The organism is Shewanella sp., assembly GCF_013214165.1.
Lineage (GTDB): Bacteria > Pseudomonadota > Gammaproteobacteria > Enterobacterales > Shewanellaceae > Shewanella.
Genome location: NZ_JABSSM010000022.1, coordinates 1 through 21,642, shown reverse-complemented (window position 1 = coordinate 21,642; position 21,642 = coordinate 1). Strand labels below are relative to the sequence as shown.

Sequence of the window (21,642 nt, the reverse complement as noted above, 5' to 3'; positions counted from 1 at the left end):
TATGCAAAGCCGTGAACAAATACTGCACACCTTAACTCGCATTTTAGTCGAAGAATTCGAGATCGATGAGGCCGATATCTCACCATCAGCGTCCCTATACGAAGAACTCGATCTGGACAGTATCGATGCTGTCGATCTCGTCATCAAGCTACAACAGATGACAGGCAAGAAGATCAAACCTGAAGAATTTAAAGCCGTGCGCACCGTAGACGATGTGGTTTCTGCCATCGAAGGACTCGTTCAAGAGTAATGCGGCTATTTTTGCAAATAGTCACCGGTATTCTGCTGCTGGGATACCCTTTAGCAGTCTATTTCGGACTCAACTATTTGCCTGCTGGCACCATAGCTATGGTGCTTTGTTTCATCTTAATCCTACGATTATTGATTCAGAAGCAACAAGTCAAAGCCATGATCTTGCCGATTTTAGTAGGCATAGGATTAACGGCGGCAAGTTTTATCGCCAAACGGCATGACTGGTTACTCTATTATCCTGTAGTCATAAATCTCAGTATGCTGATGCTGTTTGTTTACTCTCTAAAGTTAGGCCCTAGCATGATAGAGAGACTAGCAAGATTAAAGGAGCCCGAACTGCCGCACGAGGCGACTCCTTACCTGAAAAAAGTCACCCTGATATGGTGTGGCTTATTTGTTTTTAATGGGTCAATGGCGTTATACACGGCGCTCTACGCCTCGTTAGAGATCTGGACCCTGTATAATGGGCTCATCGCCTATCTACTTATCGGTTCGCTACTGGGTGGCGAGTGGTTGTATAGAACTATTTGGTTGAATAAATCATGACAGCGTTACTCAAATCTTGGTTATCCAAGGGGCCTTCGCGCCAACAGCTTATCAGTTTTAACCATCATGATATTATCACTGGCGGTGCATTCACCAACCAGGTTGCGAGTGTGCATCGGCAACTGAGTCAATCACCTTGCCGACGTTGGTTATTAGCCTGTGATTGCAGTGATCTGTTTGCTGTCGGTTTATGTGCCGCACTACTCGCCGGAAAAGAGATCATCTTACCGACTAATACCCAGACGGGTAGCTTGAGTGACTTGACCCATAAATTCGATGGCGTGATTTCCGATGAAGCTTTATGTGAAGGTAAGGCATTAGTCATGCTTAAGAAAGAGCTCTCATCGGCTACAAGCCAATGGCCGACCAGCGAGAAATGGGGCGAGCTGGTGCTGTATACCTCGGGCAGTAGTGGCCAGCCTAAAGCCGTCCGTAAGTCACTCGCTCAATTAGACGCCGAAGTGACCGTGTTGGAGCACACATTCGCCAAGCACTTGCCCCAATGTAGCGTGGTATCGACGGTTTCACATCAACATATTTATGGCTTATTGTTCAAGATCCTTTGGCCATTAGCCGCAGGGCGTCCCTTCTTGAGTGATATCATCGAATATCCAGAGACCCTGACCTACTACACCAGCCTGTTTCCTAATCTGTGCCTCATCAGCAGTCCGGCTCAGTTGTCCCGCTTACCTGAGTCTCTAAACAATGAGAAACAACTTAGATCACCCAGCCTAGTCTTCAGTTCCGGCGGTCCATTGAGCTTCGACGCCGCGCAAGGCATAGCTCATTGTTATGGACGCCTGCCCATCGAAGTGTTCGGTAGCACGGAAACCGGTGGTATCGGCTATCGTCGCCAGATGAGGCAAGATCAACCATGGCAAGCCTTTGCCAATGTTGAAATATCACCCGATCCCAAAGATGGTGCCCTCACCGTCAAGTCTCCCTATTTAGAAGATCAGCATTGGCTTAGATGTGAAGACAAGATAACCCTCATCGAGCCTGGGCTGTTTCGACTGCAAGGACGCCTGGATCGCATCATCAAGATCGAAGAGAAACGTGTCAGCCTGGTGCAGATGGAGACACTACTCGAGAGCCACCCCCTAGTCAGTCATGCCGCCCTGGTGATGTTAAATCAGCCACGCATGCAACTGGGCGCCGTCATCGAACTATCTGAACATGGTAAGGCCCACCTCGAGAGTGAAGGCAAGCTGAGCCTAAACAATTTACTCAAGGCCCAGCTGTTGAGCCAGTTTGAACGGGTGACCTTACCCAGACGTTGGCGCTACCCAGATCGGCTGCCCGTCAACAAACAAGGCAAACGCATTCAGGCACAGCTAACCGAGTTATTCAACCATGATTAAATCCAGTTTGCCTCAAATTCTATCCAAGAGCTGTGATGGCGATGCCATCGTATTTCGCCTCTTCATCGCCGCAAATTTACCCTTTTTTAAGGGGCACTTTCCCGAACAGGCCGTGCTTCCCGGCGTGACCCAACTGGATTGGGCCATTCGCTTAGGTTGCCAGCATTTCGGCTACCCGCGAAATATTGCCACCTTAGAAGTGCTCAAGTTTCAGCAGTTGATGTTACCTGACTCTGAAGTGACCCTGGAGATCAGCGAGAACAAGGCCAAGACCAAGTTGATTTTCCGTTACTTCGATGGCGACAAACGTTTCGCATCGGGTCGGGTCGCACTCGCGACCGAATCAACACTTATTCGTGAGGCCAGCTGATGCGAGTCGCATTAGTCATCCCTAATTACAACCATGTTGTCGCCATCGAGGCAACCCTCGAGAGGCTGGCACATCTTGAGCTGCCTTGCTATTTGGTTAACGATGGCAGCGATGATGCCACTCGCTACCTGCTGACATCTCTGGCCCAGCGTTATTCCTGGGTCACCCTGTTGCACCACCCCTTTAATCGCGGCAAAGGCGCCGCGGTGACCACAGGATTGCGCGCCGCTTACAGGGAGGGTTACAGCCATGCATTACAGGTCGATGCCGATGGCCAGCATAATTTAGACGACATTCCGGCCATGCTCGCTCGGGCCGAAGAAAAACCAGAGGCACTCATCTCCGGCTTGCCTCAATACGATGAGTCAGTGCCTAAAATCCGTTTATACGCTCGCTACCTCACTCACTTTTGGGTATGGGTTGAGACTCTAAGTCTCGATATTCAGGACGCCATGTGCGGTTTTCGTGTCTATCCCCTGGCAGCAACCGAGCAGCTTTTCCTCACCAATGCCCTCGGCGAGCGCATGGATTTCGATATAGAAGTCATGGTTCGCTTGCACTGGCAAGGCGTACAAGTCATTCATCTGCCGACCCGAGTCATCTATCCCGAAGACGGCATCAGCCATTTTCAGGGCTTATGGGATAACTTGCGTATTTCAGGTATGCATACTCGTCTCTTCTTCGGCATGCTGAAACGTTTGCCCCGCAAGATAATAGGCGGCAGTAATCGTGATCAATCAAACTCCCACTGGTCCAGCATAGGCGAGCGAGGCAGTTACTGGGGCATCAAGCTGCTGGCATCAAGCTATAAACTCGGTGGCCACTGGCTTTGTCGCGCCATCATGTATCCGGTGATCTTGTATTTTTTCCTCACCGGGCGCAACGCGAGAAAGGCCTCCCTCGAGTTTCTCAACCGAGTAAAAGCATGCGATCCCCAGCACCCTCAACTGCAGGGAGACTTAGGATGGCAGCACGGCCTCAAACATTTCTTTGCCTTTGGTAATGCGGCCCTTGACCGCATCGATGCCTGGTGCGACCGCATCCAGCTCAGCCAGATAGACTTTCCCAATAGAGTCCTACTGGCGGATCGGCTCGAAGCCGGCCAAGGTGCCGTATTATTGGTGTCTCACCTAGGTAATTTAGAGCTATGCCGCGCGATATCGGTTCACCAAAAAAAGGTGAAAGTGAACGTCATGGTGCTCACCGATAATGCCGAGAACTTTAACCGGGTACTGAAACAGCTCAATCCGGACAGTTCGGTCAACCTTATCCAGGTCAGCGAGCTCGGCCCCAGCACCTCTATGCTATTGCAGCAGAAGATAGAAGACGGTGAACTGGTCGTCATCGCAGGAGACAGGACCTCGTCCAACAGCCAAGGGCGGGTCATATATGCCCCCTTTATGGGAGAACCGGCCCCCTTCCCTCAGGGACCCTTTATCCTTGCCGGCCTGCTCGATTGTCCTGTCTACCTCATGTTCTGCCTGCGAGAACAGGGCCGCTATGTGGTCCACCTGGAAACGTTTTCAAATACACTCAAGGGCCCCAGAAAAGGACGCATGCAGAGGCTCGAACAAGCCGTCAATCATTACAGTGCACGACTCGAATATTTTGCACGGCGAGAACCCTTGCAATGGTTTAATTTTTTTGATTTTTGGCGTAAAGATGACGATATCCAACGCGCCAACTCTCAGGATAAAGACAGGACAGATAACTAGATGACTCAGAATAGCCAAGCAAACCCAGCGGACATGATTGTTCAATTTGGTCTCAGGGCGTTAACCCTAGAAGATGTGGTGGCTGTGGCCAAGGGCGCTAAGGCAAAATTAACAGATACCGGTGATTTTCAGACCTATATCCAGAAGGGGGCCCTCTTCATCGACAGCTTGCTCAATGAAGAAGGCGTCGTCTATGGTGTCACCACAGGTTACGGTGACTCTTGCACTGTCACCGTCGGACTCGATCTGGTTCACGAACTGCCCTTGCATCTTTTGCGTTTCCACGGTTGTGGACTCGGTGAGATCCTAAGCACAGTACAGGCCAGAGCCGTGATGGCCTGTCGCCTCAGCTCTCTGGCCATTGGCAAGTCTGGGGTGAGCTATGAGCTGCTGCAGCGCATAGAGATGCTACTCAACTTAAATATTATTCCCGTGATCCCCGAAGAGGGCTCAGTCGGTGCCAGTGGCGATCTTACCCCCTTATCTTATCTTGCCGCCGTGCTGGTGGGTGAGCGCGACGTGATCTACCAAGGCGTACGTCAGCCTACTGCCGATGTCTATGCCAAGCTTAACATCACGCCATTGAAGCTACGCCCCAAAGAAGGCTTAGCCTTGATGAACGGCACAGCCGTCATGACGGCACTCGCCTGCCTCGCCTTCGACAGGGGCCAGTATCTGTGTCGTCTGGCCAGTCGACTCACGGCCATGGCTTCCCTCACACTGAAGGGGAATTCGAACCATTTCGACGCTATTTTATTTGCCGCCAAGCCTCATCCTGGACAGAACCAGATAGCCGCCTGGATCCGTACCGATCTCAATCACCATGAGCATCCACGTAATTCTGATCGGCTCCAGGACAGATATTCGATTCGCTGCGCCCCCCATATCATAGGCGTGATGCAAGATGCACTGCCCTTCATGCGTCAGTTTATCGAGACCGAGCTTAACAGTGCCAACGACAACCCGATAGTCGATGCCGAAGGTGAGCACATACTGCATGGGGGTCACTTCTACGGCGGTCATATCGCCTTCGTGATGGACTCGATGAAGAACACAGTCGCCAACATCGCCGATCTCATCGATCGTCAGCTGGCTCTGGTCATGGACCCTAAGTTCAACAATGGTCTTCCCGCTAATTTATCGGCGGCGACCGGAGCCAGACGCTCCATCAACCATGGCTTCAAGGCCGTACAAATAGGCGCATCCGCCTGGACCGCCGAAGCGCTGAAAAATACCATGCCAGCCAGTGTATTTTCCCGCTCCACCGAATGTCACAATCAGGACAAGGTGAGCATGGGCACCATAGCCGCGCGAGATTGCATGCGGGTATTGCAGCTGACCGAACAAGTTGCCGCTGCCGCTTTGCTGGCCATGACTCAAGGGATCAATTTACGTATCTCACAAGATGAGCTGTGCCCGTCTTCACTCACCCCTTCGTTGGCGAAAACATTAGATCAGGTCAGGGCAGATTTTGAGCTGTTAACCGAAGATAGGCCACTAGAGTCTGTGCTTAGACAAACGGTAGATAAGATCCAGGCCGGTGAGTGGGAAGTCTGTTGATGATCTCAAGCTCCAACAAATCTATCTTAACCACAGAGCTGGAGATCTTGATCCCCTTTCATGATGTCGATTCCATGGGGATCACCTGGCATGGTAACTATCTGCGTTATTTCGAGATGGCCAGATGTCAGCTGTTGGATATGTTTGGCTATGGTTATCGTGAAATGTTGGCCTCGGGCTATTCCTGGCCTATCGTGGATCTACAGATAAAGTATGTGCAACCTAGTACCTTCGATCAAAGAGTGAAGGTGACAGCCTCCCTGGTCGAATGGGAAAACCGCATGAAGATCAACTACCAAATCAGAGATCTAGCCACTAATAAACGTCTCACTAAAGGTTATACCATCCAAGCTGCCGTAGATAGTAACAATGAGCTGTGCTTCGTGACTCCGACCATATTCAGGCAGAAGCTAGCTCAGTTCATTCCCGGCATCGAAATCGACGGCGCTGCAATCGATAGCGCTCAAACTCAAGGCATTGAAACTCAAGGTACTAAAACAAGAAGTACTGAGGAGAATGGGCGATGATTAACATCCAGTTCGGCTCACGTGGCGAATTTTCCTCGACGCTATTATTGCTATCGGCCTTATTACTCACACTCGTGGGTAGCCCTGCCCTGGCTAACACCAGTGAATCATCTGTTATCAGTTCACAAGCGGCCAAGTTTGAGGCTCTGTTTCAATCCGAAGTAAACAATCAAGAGATAGAGAAGCTCAGCAAGAGACTCGAATTAAACCAACATGCTAGGGGAAAGTTTACCCAATACCGAAGCCTAAAGGTGCTTAAGAAACCCCTAATTAGCAAGGGGAGTTTTATATTCGATGCCCAACTGGGTCTGGTCTGGAATCAAGAGACGCCCTTCAAATCCACCTTGATACTCAAGGACGATGCATTAATTCAGATCGATAGTTCGGGCAAGCAACAGGTCTCTCAAACCCGCGGTAATCAAGGAGCCGGCGCCCTGGCGCAGACCTTACCCATCTTACTCAAGGCCCTACTCGGTGGCGAGCTGCAGACCCTAGATGAGCACTTTAGCTTTTACTTGCTGGCACCTGACTCACAGGCACCTTGGACACTGGGCTTGATCCCCAAAGATCCCTTGCTGCTAAAAGCCATCCCACAGATGATATTAGAAGGTAGCAGCCAGATCTCGGCGCTCACACTAGTCAGCGCTAATGGGGACACCAGCAGAATCGAATTCGAAGCGATCAACAATGGTCCCCTGACAGAAGCCGAGTTAGAGCTAGTTTCACCTGATTTCATTCAGCAACAAGGCAAGCCTTCTCAAGCCACCACAGAGCCAGAACGTAAACCTAAGCAGGCATCATGATCGATAAGCTCGCCGCTCTGCTGGGCCAATATTCGGCAAAATTTAAATTCTCCATCTGGCTCATCATGATGTCCCTCATCGTGATTATCGGCTGCTCACTCTGGCAAGGCGGCACTAGAATTCAGAGTGATATCTTGGCCATGTTGCCAAATGTTCAGCAAGACCCCCTCACAGATATCGCCCTGTCGCGGGTAGAAGAACAACTCTCAAACTCAATCTATCTTGGTTTTGTTGCCGATAACCAGGCACAAGCGATCCAGGCTGCGCAAGGGGTGATGACACAGCTAAATGAACAAGGTAAAGGCATCTTTGTCGATATAAAGAGCGCCGACATCAATCAGGCCGAGTCTCTGAATAACTATTATTTTCCCTATAGGTTTAGCCTGTTAACACCAGATCAGGCTCACACACTAGAGAGCGGCAAGCTAGACAGCCTCATAGACCAAGCTCAGCAGCAAATCTATAACGCATTTAGCTACGCAAGCAGCGGCCTGTTAGCCAATGACCCCCTGCTGCTCTACCCGCAAAACTTGCAAGCACTGGCTCCCCAACAAGCATTGGAAGTCCATCAAGGCATTTTGATTGCCAGGTTGCCGGGAGTAGATTCAAGGGAAAGAGTGGCAGCCATAGTCATGGCAAAAGGGGTCGGCAGCGCCTTCAACCCTAAGGTGCAAGATCGGCAGATAGCGGTACTCACTCAGGCATTCGAGCACTTAGCGCGACAAGATACAGAGATAGAGATACTCAGAGCCGGCGCACTTTTTCATGCGGCGGCCGCGACCCAGCTCGCTAAGAGTGAAGTCACCAGCCTTGGGCTGGCCTCACTCTTAGGCGCGTGTCTATTAGTTTGGCTGGCATTTCGTTCCCTGATGCCACTGACCATAGCCTTACTGACCATAACGACTAGCATGTTAGTCGCCGTCGTCATGACTAGCTGGGTATTTGCCGAATTGCACCTGCTGACGCTCGTCTTCGGCACCAGCTTGATAGGCATAGCCATCGATTATAGTTTTCACTTCTATTGTGAACGCCTAAATAAGCCTGACGCCAGTGCCACCCAAGTTATCCAACACATATTTCCCGCGATCACTCTGGCCCTTATCACCAGCGTCTTAGCTTACTCCAGCATAGGTTTTGCACCGTTTCCCGGCATGCAACAGGTCGCCGTGTTCTGTGCCTCCGGGCTAATGTCGGCTTATATCACCTTAGTACTCGCCTATCCACTATTGGCATCTGGCAGCTTGCCTAAGGGTGAGCAGCGACTCAAATTAGCAGACCGATACCTACAAATCATCGACTCTCTGCTGATTAAACTCACGCCTAAAGGCTTGATCCTAATCATTATCCTCTGCTTATCGGTATCAAGTTTTGGCATACTGAGACTGACAAGCGATGATGATATCCGCAACCTGCAGCAGAGCCCACCTGAGGTACAAGTACCAGAGAACACCTTGAGAGCGCTGCTCAGTGGCGGCACGGATAATCAATTTCTGTTAGTCAGGGGCGACAGCGAGCAAGCTTTGCTACAGCATTTAGAAGATCTGGCCCCAAGATTAAACCATGCGGTGAATCAACAGCTAATTGGTAACTCATTTAGCCTGAGCAAGTATCTACCAAGTCATGACAGGCAAGCGAGAAATTATCGCCTTCAGGGTGAGATTTATCAGCAGAATCTGATCCAGGTTATTGACACTCTAGGCCTGGATGATGCGCTAGCCCCTAAGCTCAAACACGCGTATCTGGCAGCCAAGGGCCATTATATCGATGCCAGCTCCTTCTTGGCTTCGCCAGCAGGCAAACTCTTCGCTCCCTTATGGATACTACCTTCAAGTGGTCAAGAAGAATTCGGTGCCCTAGTGTTACTCGGCGGGATCGCAGATATAGATACACTCAGTCATTTCTTCGCAGATTTCCCCCATGTGCAGCTGGTCGATAAGGTCGGCGATATCTCTAAGGTCATGGGCAAGTATCGTCAGTTGACCTTGATCTTGCTGGCTGTGGCCATGCTGGCTGCAACCTTGATTTTCTGCAGCCGTTTCAGCATAAAATTAGCCTGTCTGGTCGTTGCAGTACCGGCACTTTCGGCGATTTTTACCTTAGCCACACTGGGAATAATGGGGGCCTCACTCACCCTATTTCATTCCCTGGCGCTGATCCTCGTTTTCGGTATCGGCGTCGATCACAGCGTGTTCTTCGCCGAATCGAAACAAGAGAGTAGAGGCGTCATGATGGCCGTGTTTATGTCGGCTAGCTCGACGATACTCGCATTTGGCTTACTGGCATTTAGCAGTACGCCGGCAATACACTTTTTTGGATTAACCCTACTGATAGGGATAAGTTTCACCTTTATGCTCTCCCCCTTTATTCAAACTTTTACAAGGACTGTTAAGTGATGCAAGCACCCCATTCAAACCCAGGCATACAAGCAGATTATGACGTTGCTATTATCGGTGCCGGTCCATCGGGTAGCATTGCCGCCAGCCTACTCCACCAGCAAGGAAAGCGAGTCATAGTCATAGAGAAACAAGATTTCCCTCGCTTCTCCATCGGTGAGAGTCTATTACCTGCCTGTATGAGAGTCATCGAAGAGGCCAACATGCTCGAGGCCGTTAACCAGGCTGGCTTTCAGTTTAAAAATGGTGCTGCCTTCAGCTCTAGAGGAAAATATACTCACTTCGATTTCACCGATAAATTTTCCAGCGGCCCTGGCACTACGTTTCAGGTAGAGCGTGCCAGTTTCGACAAACTACTGGCAGATACGGCCGAGTCCCAAGGGGTTGAGATACGTTTTGGTGAATCGGTTCAAGCCATAGATCTGACTCAAGACCCGATACTCACCATCAGCAACCGCCAAGGGGAAGTCTATTGTATTCAGGCTAAATACCTGCTCGATGCCAGTGGATTTGGCCGAGTGCTACCTAGATTACTGGAGCTGGAGAAACCCTCTTGCCTACCGAGTCGCACCGCAGTGTTTACCCATATTGAGGATAATATCGATCCCAGTGCTGAGGAAAATGTCCATTTCGATCGGCAGAAAATTCTAATCAGCGTTCATCCTGAAAATAAAGATATCTGGTACTGGTTGATCCCCTTGAGTGACAGCAGGTGTTCATTAGGCGTTGTGGCCGAGCCACATCTCTTGGGGGATGTTGAAGCCGATCTGCAGAATGTGCTGATGGAGATGATAAAACAGGAACCCGACTTACACAGACTCTTAGCCAATGCCGAGCTAGTAAGGGAATGCTCACTGCTCAAGGGCTACTCCGCTAATGTCACCACCCTAGCCAGCGACAAGTTTGCCTTACTGGGCAATGCTGGCGAGTTTCTCGACCCGGTTTTTTCTTCTGGGGTCACTATCGCTATGCAATCGGCCTCAATGGCGGCTAAATGTGTCATCAGGCAACTCGATGGTGAAGAGGTGGACTGGGATGCCGAATATGCTAAGCCCCTTATGCGCGGCGTCGATACCTTTAGAACCTATGTCGAGGCTTGGTACGATGGTCGCTTCCAGGAGATCATATTTTTCGACGCGCCCGATAATAACATCAAGCAGATGATCTGCTCTATCTTAGCCGGATACGCCTGGGATGAGAGCAATCCCTTCGTGAGTGACTCCGAGCGCCGCTTAAACATGATTGTCGAATTATGCAGATAAGGGGTTCATTCTGATGTCACTGAGCTTGCTTACCGGCCTTAAACACAAACTAAAAACTGTGATAGCCCTGAGTGCCACGATTATGTTGGCATTCATGCTGTCGGCCTGCAGCCAGACGTTGCAGAGGCAAACGTGTGTCGCGCTGGCCAAAGAGGTGAATTATTGCCTCGCGCCTATTCCCTTAGACGAAACGAATCAGATCTGGGTACGCTCGGCAACACAAAAAGCCGCTATTAGGGTCGATTCATCTCAACATGAACTGATGACACAAGTCGAGATCGATGCCAACGGGCTCACCTTAGTCGGCCTTGCCCCCTTGGGTCAGGCACTGTTTACCTTGATCTATGACGGCAGCACGCTCACCAGTGAGCAGAGTGTATTATTGGGCAGCGAATTCAAGGCCGAGTACCTACTGGCACTGATTCAGTTGATTTATTGGCCCGAAGAGACGGTAAATGCCCATTTACAAGGGGCTATACTGATCTCTGGGGATTGTGGCGGATCTCGGTGCCGAAAAATATATGCCGACCCAAGCAATCCGACAACGAATATAAACACAGGCACCCAGAATGACAGTATTGTGAATATCGAGTACAGTCATGATGACCCTTGGCAGGCAGAAATAGCGCTGAAGATACCGCAAGCTAAATTTGAGTTAACGCTAACGCCAATTTAGCCCATGGGGTTTTCCTTGACCACATTATCAAAGAGTTAACATAAAAAGACACCATGACTAAAATAGCCATCTCACACTTAGGCCTGTGTACGCCTCTGGGCAAGACTGCTGCAATCGTACTATCCCGACTCTCGAGGGGGGATGTCGGCGCGATGAAGAATCGAACCGATATCATCCCCGATGCCGAGACCTTAGTGGGACAAGTCAGCTTCGACTTGCCGGTGATACCCGAGTCCCTGGCCAAATATGACTGCCGCAACAATCGGCTGCTCCTGTGCGCTGCAGAGCAGATTGCCGACAGGGTCGCCCGGGCAAAAGTAGACTGGGGGCCTCAAAGGATAGGTATTGTCATAGGCACCAGCACATCTGGGATCCAAGCCGGTGAAGATGCCCTAAAGATAAGATCGCAAACCGGGGCCTTCCCTGAACAATATCGCTATTCCCAGCAAGAGCTAGGTAACGCCAGTGACTTTTTACGTCACTATTTCGACATTTCCGGCCCCTGTTACACGGTATCCACCGCCTGTTCATCCAGCGCCAAGGTCTTCGCCAGTGCCAGACGCCTATTGCAAGCCGATCTGTGCGATCTGGTGATCGTCGGCGGCGGCGACAGTCTTTGCAAGCTCACCCTTAACGGTTTTAGCTCGCTTGAATCTGTCTCCAAGGGTCATTGCCAACCCTTCAGTGCGAACCGAAATGGCATCAACATAGGTGAAGGCGCAGCCCTTTTTATCCTGCAAAAGCTCACTGCTGACGACACCAGCAGCGTGATCTTAGCCGGTATCGGCGAGTCCAGTGATGCCCACCACATCTCGGCGCCACATCCACAAGGACGCGGCGCCATCGCGGCCATTCAGTCGGCGCTGGCAGATGCCAATCTGGCTGCAGCTGATATCGACTACATCAACCTACATGGCACGGCGACCCAAAAAAATGATGCCATGGAGAGCAGAGCCATCGAGCAGGTATTCGGCGCTACGCCTCCCCCCTGTAGCTCCACCAAGCCCATCACCGGCCACACCTTAGGCGCAGCAGGCGCCATAGAGGCCGCATTTTGTTACCTGTTATTGAGCCAGGAGAACAGCCGACAAATCTTGCCACCGCAGATATGGGACGGCGTTCAAGATCCACAAGATCCATCACTTCCCTTAGTCAGCCAAGGCCAGAGTGCTGAACTACACTATTTGATGAGTAACTCCTTCGCCTTCGGCGGCAGTAATGCCAGCCTCATTTTCGCCAGGAACCCGCGAGGGAAAGATAAATAATGAGTCCACAACAGATGTCAGCCCATGTACTATCGCAGATGGCGATTGCAGATGTGATCCCCCATAGAGATCCTATGATCTTGATCGACCGCCTCATCAGCTATGAAACTGACAGCCTGTTGACCCAGGTAGATATCGGCGAACTCAGCCCCTATTTCGATGCAGAGCTTAACGGCGTGCCCAATTACGTGGGTATCGAGTATATGGCTCAGAGCATTGCCGCCCTCGCGGGTGTGGAAGCCAGATCCCGTGGCGATATTATCCGCGTCGGTTTCTTGCTTGGCACACGTAAGCTGCAGATGCACATACCCGACTATCGGCTGGGGGAAAGTTATCAGACTCGGGTCACCAGGCTCTACCAGGAAGAGTCAGGGCTGGCGGTATTCGATTGCCAGATATTTCATCAACAAACCTTAGTCGCAGCGGCGAACGTGAATGTATTTCAGCCTCAGGATATCGAAACCTATATCTCTGACAGCAAGCAGGAAGAGCAAAAATGAACACCGAAAAGAGAAGAGTACTGATCACAGGTTCTAGCCGCGGCATAGGGAAAGCCATCGCCTTACAGCTGGCGGAGGCTGGATTCGATATCGCCCTGCATTTTCACAGCAATGTCGACGCGGCCGAACAGACTAAGCGCGAGCTTATTGCCCTGGGTGTCTCGGTGTCTTGCCTGCAGTTTGATATCGCCCATCGAGAGCGAGTCAAGGCCGCCATCACAGCCGATATCGAGCAGCATGGCGCCTATTATGGCGTGATACTCAATGCGGGGATCAATTGCGATACCGCATTTCCCGCCATGACAGAAAATGAATGGGACAAGGTGGTACATACCAACCTAGATGGTTTCTACAATGTGATCCATCCCACCATAATGCCGATGATCCAGACCCGCAAAGGCGGCCGCATCATCACCATGGCATCAGTATCGGGTATCGCAGGTAACAGAGGTCAGGTCAATTACAGCGCCTCAAAAGCGGGCATCATAGGCGCGACTAAGGCCCTGTCTCTTGAGCTGGCAAAACGTAAGATCACCGTAAACTGCATCGCTCCAGGGCTTATAGAGACAGATATGGTGGCAGATTTCCCCAAAGATATGATCAAGGATATCGTGCCTATGCGGCGCATGGGTAAACCCGCTGAAATTGCGGGACTCGCTAAGTTTTTGATGTCTGAAGATGCAGCTTACATCACCAGGCAAGTTATCTCGGTCAACGGAGGCATGATCTAATGTCCAGACGTGTAGTGATCACCGGCATCGGGGGCATATCCAGCCTAGGCCAAGACTGGCCGACTATCGCCAGAAATTTAAAAGCGCAGAAAAACTGCGTGGTTCGCTTCGATGAATGGGACAGATATGCAGGTCTCAACACCCGCCTAGCAGCCCCGGTAACCGATTTCGACAAGCCAGCACACTACTCGCGTAAAAAGGTACGCTCCATGGGACGAGTCTCTTTAATGGCGACCAGAGCCAGTGAACTCGCCCTTATAGATGCAAACTTACTCGATGATCCGGTTGTCAGTTCCGGTGCCATGGGCATAGCCTATGGCTCATCTACAGGCAGTACCGATCCCCTCATAGCCTTCGGCGACATGCTCAAGAATGGCGACATGTCAGGCATCACCGCCACCAGCTATATTCGCATGATGGCCCACACCACAGCTGTCAACGTGGGTGTCTTCTTCGGTCTCAAGGGCCGGGTGCACACCACCAGCAGCGCCTGCACCTCGGGGAGTCAGGGGATAGGTTACGCCTATGAAGCGATAAAATATGGTCAGCAAGACCTGATGCTTGCCGGCGGCGGCGAGGAGCTATGCCCCACCGAAGCCGTGGTCTTCGATACTCTATTTGCCACCAGCACCAAAAATGACACCCCTAAACTGACTCCCAGCCCCTTCGATAAGAATCGGGACGGTCTGGTGATCGGTGAAGGTGCCTGCACCTTAGTGCTCGAGGAGCTGGAACATGCTCGCTCTAGAGGTGCTAAGATATATGCCGAGATCGTCGGCTTTGGCACTAACTCTGATGGCGTGCATGTGACTCAGCCCAATGCGACCACCATGGCAATCGCCATCAGACATGCATTGAAAGATGCCCAATTAGCGCCCGATGCCATCGGCTATGTCAACGCCCATGGCACCGCGACAGACAGAGGCGATATCGCCGAGACTCAAGCCACCAGCTCAGTATTTGGCCCTAACATGCCAATCTCTTCTCTTAAGAGCTACACGGGTCACACCTTAGGTGCCTGTGGTGCACTAGAAGCTTGGGTCAGCATAGAGATGATGAATGAAGGCTGGTTCGCGCCCACACTCAACCTGACCGAGATCGATCCCGCCTGCGGCGAGTTAGATTATATCCGCGATGACATTCGCCATATCGACACAGATCATGTGATGAGTAACAACTTCGCCTTCGGTGGGATCAACACCTCACTGATATTTAAACGATGGAATGACAACTAGGTAAGCGATCTAATCAGCAGATTATTATCGAACATTATTTTAAAAGAGAAAATATGACTCCAGTTGCAACTTACGAGCACATCATAGATGAACTAGCTAATAGGGACTATGTGGTGGTCGATGGCCTGATCGAATCTGAGATATTATTCGACTTGAGAGCTGAACTCATCAAGAAGCACGCTGGAGAAGCGTTGCAACGAGCCGAGATCGGCAATGGTGCCAACAGAACAATCAATGATCTTATCCGCTCGGATAAAATTTCCTGGATCGACAAGGATTCCAGAGTCCCCTGCGAACAAGCCTACTATCGAGCCGTACTGGCCTTCTCTACCTACCTGAATCGAGCCTGCTTCACCGGGATCTCAGACTTTGAGTTTCATTATGCCTGTTATGAACGAGGCACCTTTTACCAGAAGCATGTCGATCGTTTCAAGAATGACGCCAAGCGTAAGTTTTCTTTTATCACCTACTTAAATGACACCTGGCAATACGGAGATGGTGGCGAGCTAAAGCTGCATCTCGAGGATAAGGTCATCGAGGTGCAGCCTATTTTTGGTAACACAGTTATCTTTAAAAGCCATCTCATAGAACATGAAGTGGTAGAGAATAATATGGTCAGATATAGCGTCACAGGTTGGCTGAAATAAACAACTGAGATATCTGAGTTAGCCTGATTTACCCGGCTCAGACAAGAAGCTGTCTATGTTTTCCAGCTTATCTGAGTATTGCTGATCAGCACCTCAGCACATGGCTCCGAATTAGCCATCAAGGCCTAGCCTATACGGTGAGGTTAAAGGTAACAGGACCATCATTGACCAGGCTCACCTGCATGTCGGCAGCAAACTCACCAGTCTGAGTTGTCACCCCTTTAGACTGACAGAATGCAATAAACTCTTCATACAACACTCTTGCCTGCTCCGGCGTACCCGCCCCGGAGAAACTCGGCCTGTTTAACACGCTGAGGGCTATCACGTTGCAATTTACTCTTATTTAGAAGGGCCTAGGAACTAAAATCTAGCTCCTAGGAACTTTTGGTCACAAAGACTGCGACTGCTGCATTACCGGAATAGGCTTGATTAGCTGCTCCGAGCCTTTGGGCATTGAATTAGCGACCTGACGCAGACCTTCGTCGGTCCACAACATGAAGCGTCTGATCTCTTCCAGCTCTATGGTGTTAACGAACGTTGCGGCCCCTTGCACCTGGATAACTGCGCCATTTTCTCTGAGGGTAAATTTAGCGAAATTAAGCTTATGGTTGAGGGTACCGACTAAGATGAGCAAGTCTTTACTGCCACGCAGTTTTGGATGAACCGCGTAGAATCGATTCATCATGATGCGATCTATGCCATCTGGATTAATACTTGGCTGCAACAAGAACTGAGTATCATCGAACTGCAGGGCAATCCTGTTGGGGCCCGCCATAGTCGCCAAATAATTTTTATGGATCAATGCCTCGAATAAGATTTTAGTCGCCTCATCATTCGTCATGCCACCTAGTGTGACTCTCTCCGGTGCCAGCACGGCACTCGTTGGAGCCCCATCGCTAGATTCCGTCGCCGCACAGGCACCCAATGTGATGGCCAAGCCAGCGATAATCAATTTTTTCATTTATCTATACTTCCTTCATATTGTTTGCCATTTCCCGTATGGCATAGACGACTTCCCGAAACATCTTATCATCGGCTAATCCATGATACCCACTTTTAATCACAGAGTAACTTATGCTGTCACAGCCAAATTGAGCTAAGAATTTTTCGACTATTTGAGTGGGGCAGACCCAATCCATCTCCCCCTGTAGTATGAGGCTTGGCGCCTGAATTTGTGCCGATATTGCTCGCATTAATGCATAAGCTCCAAAATATTGATGACTCGCATAATGGAGCTCTATTGCGGCTAAACTTTTACTCATAAAGGCATCCAAGCTTGACTGTTCATTAGCAGGCATAGCAAGCGCCGACTCCCAGGCTAGCCAAGAACGGATATATTGATGACGCGTATCGGTATCAATATGCTTGAGTCCAAGCCGATATGTTGCAAATAACTGCTCTACATTGGAACAAAGAGGCGCAAGAGCTGTAAATGCCGAGTACTCATCAGCGAACAAGTTGGCTGCGCCCTTATTCGAATACAGCCAATTTATGCCATTTTCACTGGGAATAAACAGCCCCCAATATACCTGAGACAGCACTTTTTCAGGATATAAACCACTATAGAGCATGCCTAAGGTGGCACCGAAGGAGCCCCCGACTAAACACCAGGCCGGAATGCCTAGCCATAGGCGTACTTTTTCCAGATCGTTAAGCAAGGCTAATAGATTATTTTTATCTATCTCACCCAGAGGCTGAGAACGACCGGCTCCCCGCTGATCTAACATCAACACATGACAGTTTTCAGCGTCAAACAGGGCTAATTCCTCACTCATACAACCCGCCCCAGGCCCACCATGAAGATATAGCACGGGGACCCCCGTTGGATCGCCGTATTGCGCCAAGTGAAGCTGATGACCATCACCCACATCTAGCCAGTCTCGGCGAATAAATGTGGGCAATGACGTCATAGTTTGGTCACTTTCTCTGTTGATATCTCTGCTGCTTTATCTGCAATTTTTTGTTTGTTCTTCTTCTCAGGCCTAACTTCTAAGATATGGTTGGTATAGGAGATGCTGGTCTTTATCGTATCTTTAGCTGATGCAGTATCCGATGACGACTCAGAAGACGCAGGCAATTTATGATCAAGATATTCCGGCAAGGCCGCCGTTATTTCAGCGCCAATCAAGACGATAATCCAGGAGAGATACACCCAAACAAACAAGATGGGGATCACGGCCAGGGCACCATATATCGCCTCGTAGCTTGGAAATTCAGTCAGATAGAAGGCGAAACCTTTCTTGCCAAACTCAAACAATAGTGCCGCCGCAATCGCCCCTAACAGGGCGTGAAAAAATTTAACCTTAATATTGGGCACAACCATATAGATGAGCAGGAAGGTGGCGACCGAGAAAAACAGCGGTAAACGCTCAACTAATAAGGGCACAAATCCCGAGATATCTGCACCACTGAATAGCTTGAGTGACACCACATAGGAGGTTGCCACCAGGCTTGCCCCCATCAATACAGGGCCAAGGGTCAACACCATCCAATACATGGAAAATGACACCACTATGGAGCGTTTCTCCGTGGTGCGCCAAATACTGTTGAGGGACTTATCTATGTTAGATATCAGCATGATAGCTACGACCATCAAGGCCGCAATACCCACTGCGGTCCCCTTGGAAGCATTGTCGACAAATTCATTGATATAGACCTGAACACTGTCTCCGGCAGCAGGCAGGAAGTTATCATAGACAAAGCTTTCTATCAGGCCCCTAATCTCGCTAAACACGGGAAAGGCTGACAACATAGACATGGTCACGGCCACCATAGGTACCAAGGACAATAAGGTGACATAGGCTAGGTGCCCCGCACGTATATTGATCTGATCTTCCGCTAATCTCTGCTTTAGATGTACCATGAAATGCCAAATGCTTAGCCCCAAGGTACGAAAATGTGTTGCATCTATCTTATTTATCACTGCGTTCTCTTGATTGTGTTGATTTGAAGACTTGGTATTAAATACGTATATTCGTACAATAAAGCTTATAACCTAATATTTACAAGTGTAAGGAATAAATAGATGTCACAACAAGGATCGGCAGGCAACGTAATTGCCGCTATCGCTAGCTTCTTCTTTCCAGGATTGGGGCAATTAGTACAAGGAAGAATCATAGCAGCATTGCTGTTTTGCATCATTACCCTAGTCGGTTATGCCATGTGGTGGCTGATCTTTCCTGCAATCATAGGCGCAATAGCCCACCTTTGGTGCATCATAGATGCCGCAAAATATAGAGCTAACTAAGCGTTCAAGCAAAGCCATTTCGGTTGGCGCCCACAGATAAGGACAATCTCAAATGAAACAATACCTAGCAATTGCCATCGTGGCCACCAGCTTACTCCTGACAGGCTGCCAGAGCGCCTATTATGGTGCAATGGAAAAAGTAGGTTATCACAAGCGTGACATCATGGTCGACCGAGTTGAGGATGCCAGAGAGTCTCAAGAGGAGGCGCAGAAGCAATTTAGCTCGGCACTCGAAGAGATGCAGGCCCTGATTAACCACGATGGTGGCGATCTGGAGACAGCCTACAACAAGGCCAAGGATGAATATGAATCATCTCAAGATGCAGCCGATGACGTCAGCAACCGCATCGAAAAAGTGGAAGATGTGGCCGATGCCCTGTTCGATGAATGGCAAACCGAAATAGGCGAAATAAGCAAGGCCAGCCTACGCCGTAGCAGTGAGAGTAAGTTACGTGAGACTCAGCGTTCCTACGAGCAGCTAATTCGTACCATGAAGCGCGCCGAAAGTAAGATGGCACCTGTGTTAACCGCAATGAAAGACAATATGCTTTATCTGAAGCATAACTTGAATGCCCAAGCGATCGGAGCCATCAAGGGTGAGTTTTCCAGCCTGAAGACCGATATTTCAGGGCTGATCAAGGAGATGAATAAATCTATCGAGGCATCGAATAAATTTATTGCCGCCATGGAAGGCCATTAATAATACCCGGCTATCGTGATCCGAGTCTTATGGAACAAGACTCGGTTAGTTCCCGGAAAGCTTCCTACACTTCCCTAGCGCACTCATAGTTTTAAACAAGTAAAACAAACTCCCCGCATACACCTTTGTGATATACCTCCCCAAAAGAAGTCCTAGTAAACCTTGAAGTATGAGCCGCTCCACAAACCCATGATCACTAAAGAACTAATCCTCTACACTAGCCTCTGATTGATACACCTTGTCACTCATATCAGATCATTATGACCTTTGTAGAATCATTAACCTTAATGCTTGCACTCGCCTATAGCGCCAGCTTACTTTATTGGAGTGGGAAAAAATCGGGAGCCTTGACCACTATCATTCTGGGTGTTGGTGCCTGCATAAGCTCACTGTATTGGCCCTTGATGCTCGCGAGTGCTATCGCAGCATCTTCAATCTTACTGCTCACTAAATTTAAACCTGAGCTAGCCAGAGGTGAACAGAGGATAAATACCCTGCGAGATGCCACTCAACATCTACTGGCACTGTCTATGCTGTTAGTCGGGGTTCAATTTGCGATAAACACGGCATTATTAAAAGCTGGCATCACGCCTTGGTTAATGAGGCCAGATGTTGGCGATGCCTTCTTACCCATCGCCGGTGGCATAGAACTCAAGGCCATACTGACTCTAGGCCTATGGGATCAGACTCATCCAGCGGCGGCCGTGATGTTAGCCGTGGTCTTGCTGACCGGACTGCTATGCAAACGCGCCTTCTGTGGTTGGGCTTGCCCCCTGGGACTCGCAGGGGAATACCTGTATAAACTGAGAAAACGCTTCATTAAGAATGAGATGCTACCACCAGCCTGGCTAGACTGGCCCCTTCGAATGCTCAAATATCTGCTGTTAGCCGCATTGCTCTACATCATCATAGGCATGCCGGCTCAGACTATTCCGCACTATCTGGAGGGTAACTACCACAAGATAGCCGATCTCAAGATGGGCCTGTTCTTCATCACCCCGGGGCTGGTCACTCTCGCATGCTTTGCCTTCATCTTAGCGCTCGCAGCATGGCGACGTCAGGGCTTCTGCCGCTACATCTGCCCTTATGGTGCCTTATTAGGTTTAATCAGCTTCCTGAGCCCGTTTAAGATACGCAGAAGCACACAACACTGCCTGATCGAGTCTAAGGGAATGAACTGTGACAAATGTACCCGCGCCTGTCCGGCCAATATTTCAGTCCACACTCAGAAGAATATTCGTTCCGACGAATGTCAGGCCTGTATGCGCTGCGTATCGGCCTGCCCCAAGAAGGAAGCGCTCCACTTCAGCACCCGCAATGGGATTAAGTTATCCGCAAGGGGATTAACCGTGATCCTGCTACTCATTATGTTCCTCATTCCATTAGGCGCTTATATGGGCGGCTTCTGGCCTAGCCAAACCTTGGATGCAGATCGCATCTACTTGATACAGCACTTAGGTTCAATTGGGCATTGATTCACTAGCCTTCAAATGAAGGCTTAATGCATTTTTGGGGTTCATTTGGCTATTTCGTTCTTGAGTAGTAGCTTGAAGGTCGCCCCCTTCATTGTAACCTAACGCCTGTCCGGCGAGGATTGTGCAGATACTTCTGCGAGACGCCGTGAACACGTCCCTGTGGGCTCTGCCAAAAAGTCCTTTTTTTGGAAGCTCGCAGCCGCATCTACACCTGCTGATTTACAAGATAAGTGGTCTCTTAGATTGAGGTTTCGGTGTTTTTCAAGGTAGTTGGCACTCTTTACTTAATTTTACGCTACATTTCTTACATCCGTTTCAGGCTCTTTATCTGGATTCAACATTACTGGGCCCACGGGCTCACAGTTCCTGATGCCGTT

General features: G+C 49.9%; 22 protein-coding genes and 1 pseudogene. 19 read left to right on the top strand and 4 right to left on the bottom strand.

What is annotated here, in order from left to right; all coding sequences use genetic code 11:
• Position 1: 1 nt before the first annotated feature.
• From HRU42_RS08145 to HRU42_RS08070, 16 genes are read left to right on the top strand one after another with little or no spacing between them, the layout of a single operon-like run.
• Positions 2-250, top strand: coding sequence for an acyl carrier protein (locus HRU42_RS08145; protein ID WP_295030158.1), 249 nt, complete (start codon positions 2-4; stop codon positions 248-250).
• Positions 250-798: a hypothetical protein gene (locus HRU42_RS08140; RefSeq protein ID WP_295030157.1), complete on the top strand. Its 549-nt coding sequence runs from the start codon at positions 250-252 to the stop codon at positions 796-798. The genes HRU42_RS08145 and HRU42_RS08140 overlap by 1 nt, the downstream gene beginning before the upstream one ends.
• Positions 795-2,159: an AMP-binding protein gene (locus HRU42_RS08135; RefSeq protein WP_295030156.1), complete on the top strand. Its 1,365-nt coding sequence runs from the start codon at positions 795-797 to the stop codon at positions 2,157-2,159. The genes HRU42_RS08140 and HRU42_RS08135 overlap by 4 nt, the downstream gene beginning before the upstream one ends.
• Positions 2,152-2,529: a thioester dehydrase gene (locus HRU42_RS08130; RefSeq protein WP_295030154.1), complete on the top strand. Its 378-nt coding sequence runs from the start codon at positions 2,152-2,154 to the stop codon at positions 2,527-2,529. The genes HRU42_RS08135 and HRU42_RS08130 overlap by 8 nt, the downstream gene beginning before the upstream one ends.
• Entirely contained in the window at positions 2,529-4,244 is a 1,716-nt protein-coding gene (locus HRU42_RS08125) for a glycosyltransferase (protein ID WP_295030153.1), read from the top strand. The genes HRU42_RS08130 and HRU42_RS08125 overlap by 1 nt, the downstream gene beginning before the upstream one ends.
• A complete protein-coding gene (hutH, locus tag HRU42_RS08120; protein ID WP_295030151.1) occupies positions 4,245-5,804 on the top strand; it encodes a histidine ammonia-lyase in 1,560 nt (519 codons plus the stop codon).
• Positions 5,804-6,331, top strand: coding sequence for a thioesterase family protein (locus tag HRU42_RS08115; RefSeq protein ID WP_295030149.1), 528 nt, complete (start codon positions 5,804-5,806; stop codon positions 6,329-6,331). The genes hutH and HRU42_RS08115 overlap by 1 nt, the downstream gene beginning before the upstream one ends.
• On the top strand, positions 6,328-7,134 hold the full coding sequence (locus HRU42_RS08110; RefSeq protein ID WP_295030147.1) for an outer membrane lipoprotein carrier protein LolA: 807 nt from the start codon (positions 6,328-6,330) through the stop codon (positions 7,132-7,134). Before HRU42_RS08115 ends, HRU42_RS08110 begins: the two co-directional genes overlap by 4 nt.
• Positions 7,131-9,527, top strand: a complete 2,397-nt coding sequence (locus HRU42_RS08105; protein ID WP_295030145.1) for an MMPL family transporter — start codon at positions 7,131-7,133, stop codon at positions 9,525-9,527. Before HRU42_RS08110 ends, HRU42_RS08105 begins: the two co-directional genes overlap by 4 nt.
• Entirely contained in the window at positions 9,527-10,789 is a 1,263-nt protein-coding gene (locus HRU42_RS08100; protein WP_295030273.1) for an NAD(P)/FAD-dependent oxidoreductase, read from the top strand. Before HRU42_RS08105 ends, HRU42_RS08100 begins: the two co-directional genes overlap by 1 nt.
• A gap of 13 nt (positions 10,790-10,802) precedes the next feature.
• Entirely contained in the window at positions 10,803-11,465 is a 663-nt protein-coding gene (locus tag HRU42_RS08095) for a DUF3261 domain-containing protein (RefSeq protein WP_295030143.1), read from the top strand.
• A gap of 53 nt (positions 11,466-11,518) precedes the next feature.
• On the top strand, positions 11,519-12,730 hold the full coding sequence (locus tag HRU42_RS08090; protein ID WP_295030141.1) for a beta-ketoacyl-[acyl-carrier-protein] synthase family protein: 1,212 nt from the start codon (positions 11,519-11,521) through the stop codon (positions 12,728-12,730).
• Entirely contained in the window at positions 12,730-13,230 is a 501-nt protein-coding gene (locus HRU42_RS08085; protein ID WP_295030138.1) for a hotdog family protein, read from the top strand. Before HRU42_RS08090 ends, HRU42_RS08085 begins: the two co-directional genes overlap by 1 nt.
• The gene (locus HRU42_RS08080; protein WP_295030136.1) at positions 13,227-13,961 is read left to right on the top strand and encodes a 3-ketoacyl-ACP reductase FabG2; all 735 of its coding nucleotides are present in this window, start codon (positions 13,227-13,229) and stop codon (positions 13,959-13,961) included. The genes HRU42_RS08085 and HRU42_RS08080 overlap by 4 nt, the downstream gene beginning before the upstream one ends.
• Positions 13,961-15,196: a beta-ketoacyl-ACP synthase gene (locus HRU42_RS08075; RefSeq protein ID WP_295030134.1), complete on the top strand. Its 1,236-nt coding sequence runs from the start codon at positions 13,961-13,963 to the stop codon at positions 15,194-15,196. The genes HRU42_RS08080 and HRU42_RS08075 overlap by 1 nt, the downstream gene beginning before the upstream one ends.
• A 53-nt stretch (positions 15,197-15,249) precedes the next feature.
• The gene (locus HRU42_RS08070) at positions 15,250-15,843 is read left to right on the top strand and encodes a 2OG-Fe(II) oxygenase (protein WP_295030132.1); all 594 of its coding nucleotides are present in this window, start codon (positions 15,250-15,252) and stop codon (positions 15,841-15,843) included.
• A 130-nt stretch (positions 15,844-15,973) separates the two neighbouring features.
• On the opposite strand, the pseudogene HRU42_RS08065 reads toward HRU42_RS08070, so the two are convergent.
• From HRU42_RS08065 to HRU42_RS08050, 4 genes and pseudogenes are all read right to left on the bottom strand, one after another.
• Positions 15,974-16,144, bottom strand: a pseudogene (locus HRU42_RS08065) (D-aminoacyl-tRNA deacylase); the annotation flags it as partial.
• 87 nt (positions 16,145-16,231) lie between these two features.
• Positions 16,232-16,804: a hypothetical protein gene (locus tag HRU42_RS08060; RefSeq protein WP_295030130.1), complete on the bottom strand. Its 573-nt coding sequence runs from the start codon at positions 16,802-16,804 to the stop codon at positions 16,232-16,234.
• Positions 16,805-16,808: 4 nt separating this feature from the next.
• Entirely contained in the window at positions 16,809-17,753 is a 945-nt protein-coding gene (locus HRU42_RS08055; protein ID WP_295030128.1) for an alpha/beta fold hydrolase, read from the bottom strand.
• Entirely contained in the window at positions 17,750-18,706 is a 957-nt protein-coding gene (locus HRU42_RS08050; protein WP_295030272.1) for a virulence factor BrkB family protein, read from the bottom strand. The genes HRU42_RS08055 and HRU42_RS08050 overlap by 4 nt, the downstream gene beginning before the upstream one ends.
• A gap of 162 nt (positions 18,707-18,868) precedes the next feature.
• Between HRU42_RS08050 and HRU42_RS08045 the strand changes: the two genes are divergently transcribed.
• From HRU42_RS08045 to HRU42_RS08035, 3 genes are all read left to right on the top strand, one after another.
• Positions 18,869-19,090, top strand: a complete 222-nt coding sequence (locus HRU42_RS08045) for a hypothetical protein (protein ID WP_295030126.1) — start codon at positions 18,869-18,871, stop codon at positions 19,088-19,090.
• A gap of 52 nt (positions 19,091-19,142) precedes the next feature.
• On the top strand, positions 19,143-19,790 hold the full coding sequence (locus HRU42_RS08040; RefSeq protein WP_295030124.1) for a DUF2959 domain-containing protein: 648 nt from the start codon (positions 19,143-19,145) through the stop codon (positions 19,788-19,790).
• A gap of 260 nt (positions 19,791-20,050) precedes the next feature.
• Positions 20,051-21,265, top strand: a complete 1,215-nt coding sequence (locus tag HRU42_RS08035) for a 4Fe-4S binding protein (RefSeq protein WP_295030122.1) — start codon at positions 20,051-20,053, stop codon at positions 21,263-21,265.
• Positions 21,266-21,642: the final 377 nt, after the last annotated feature.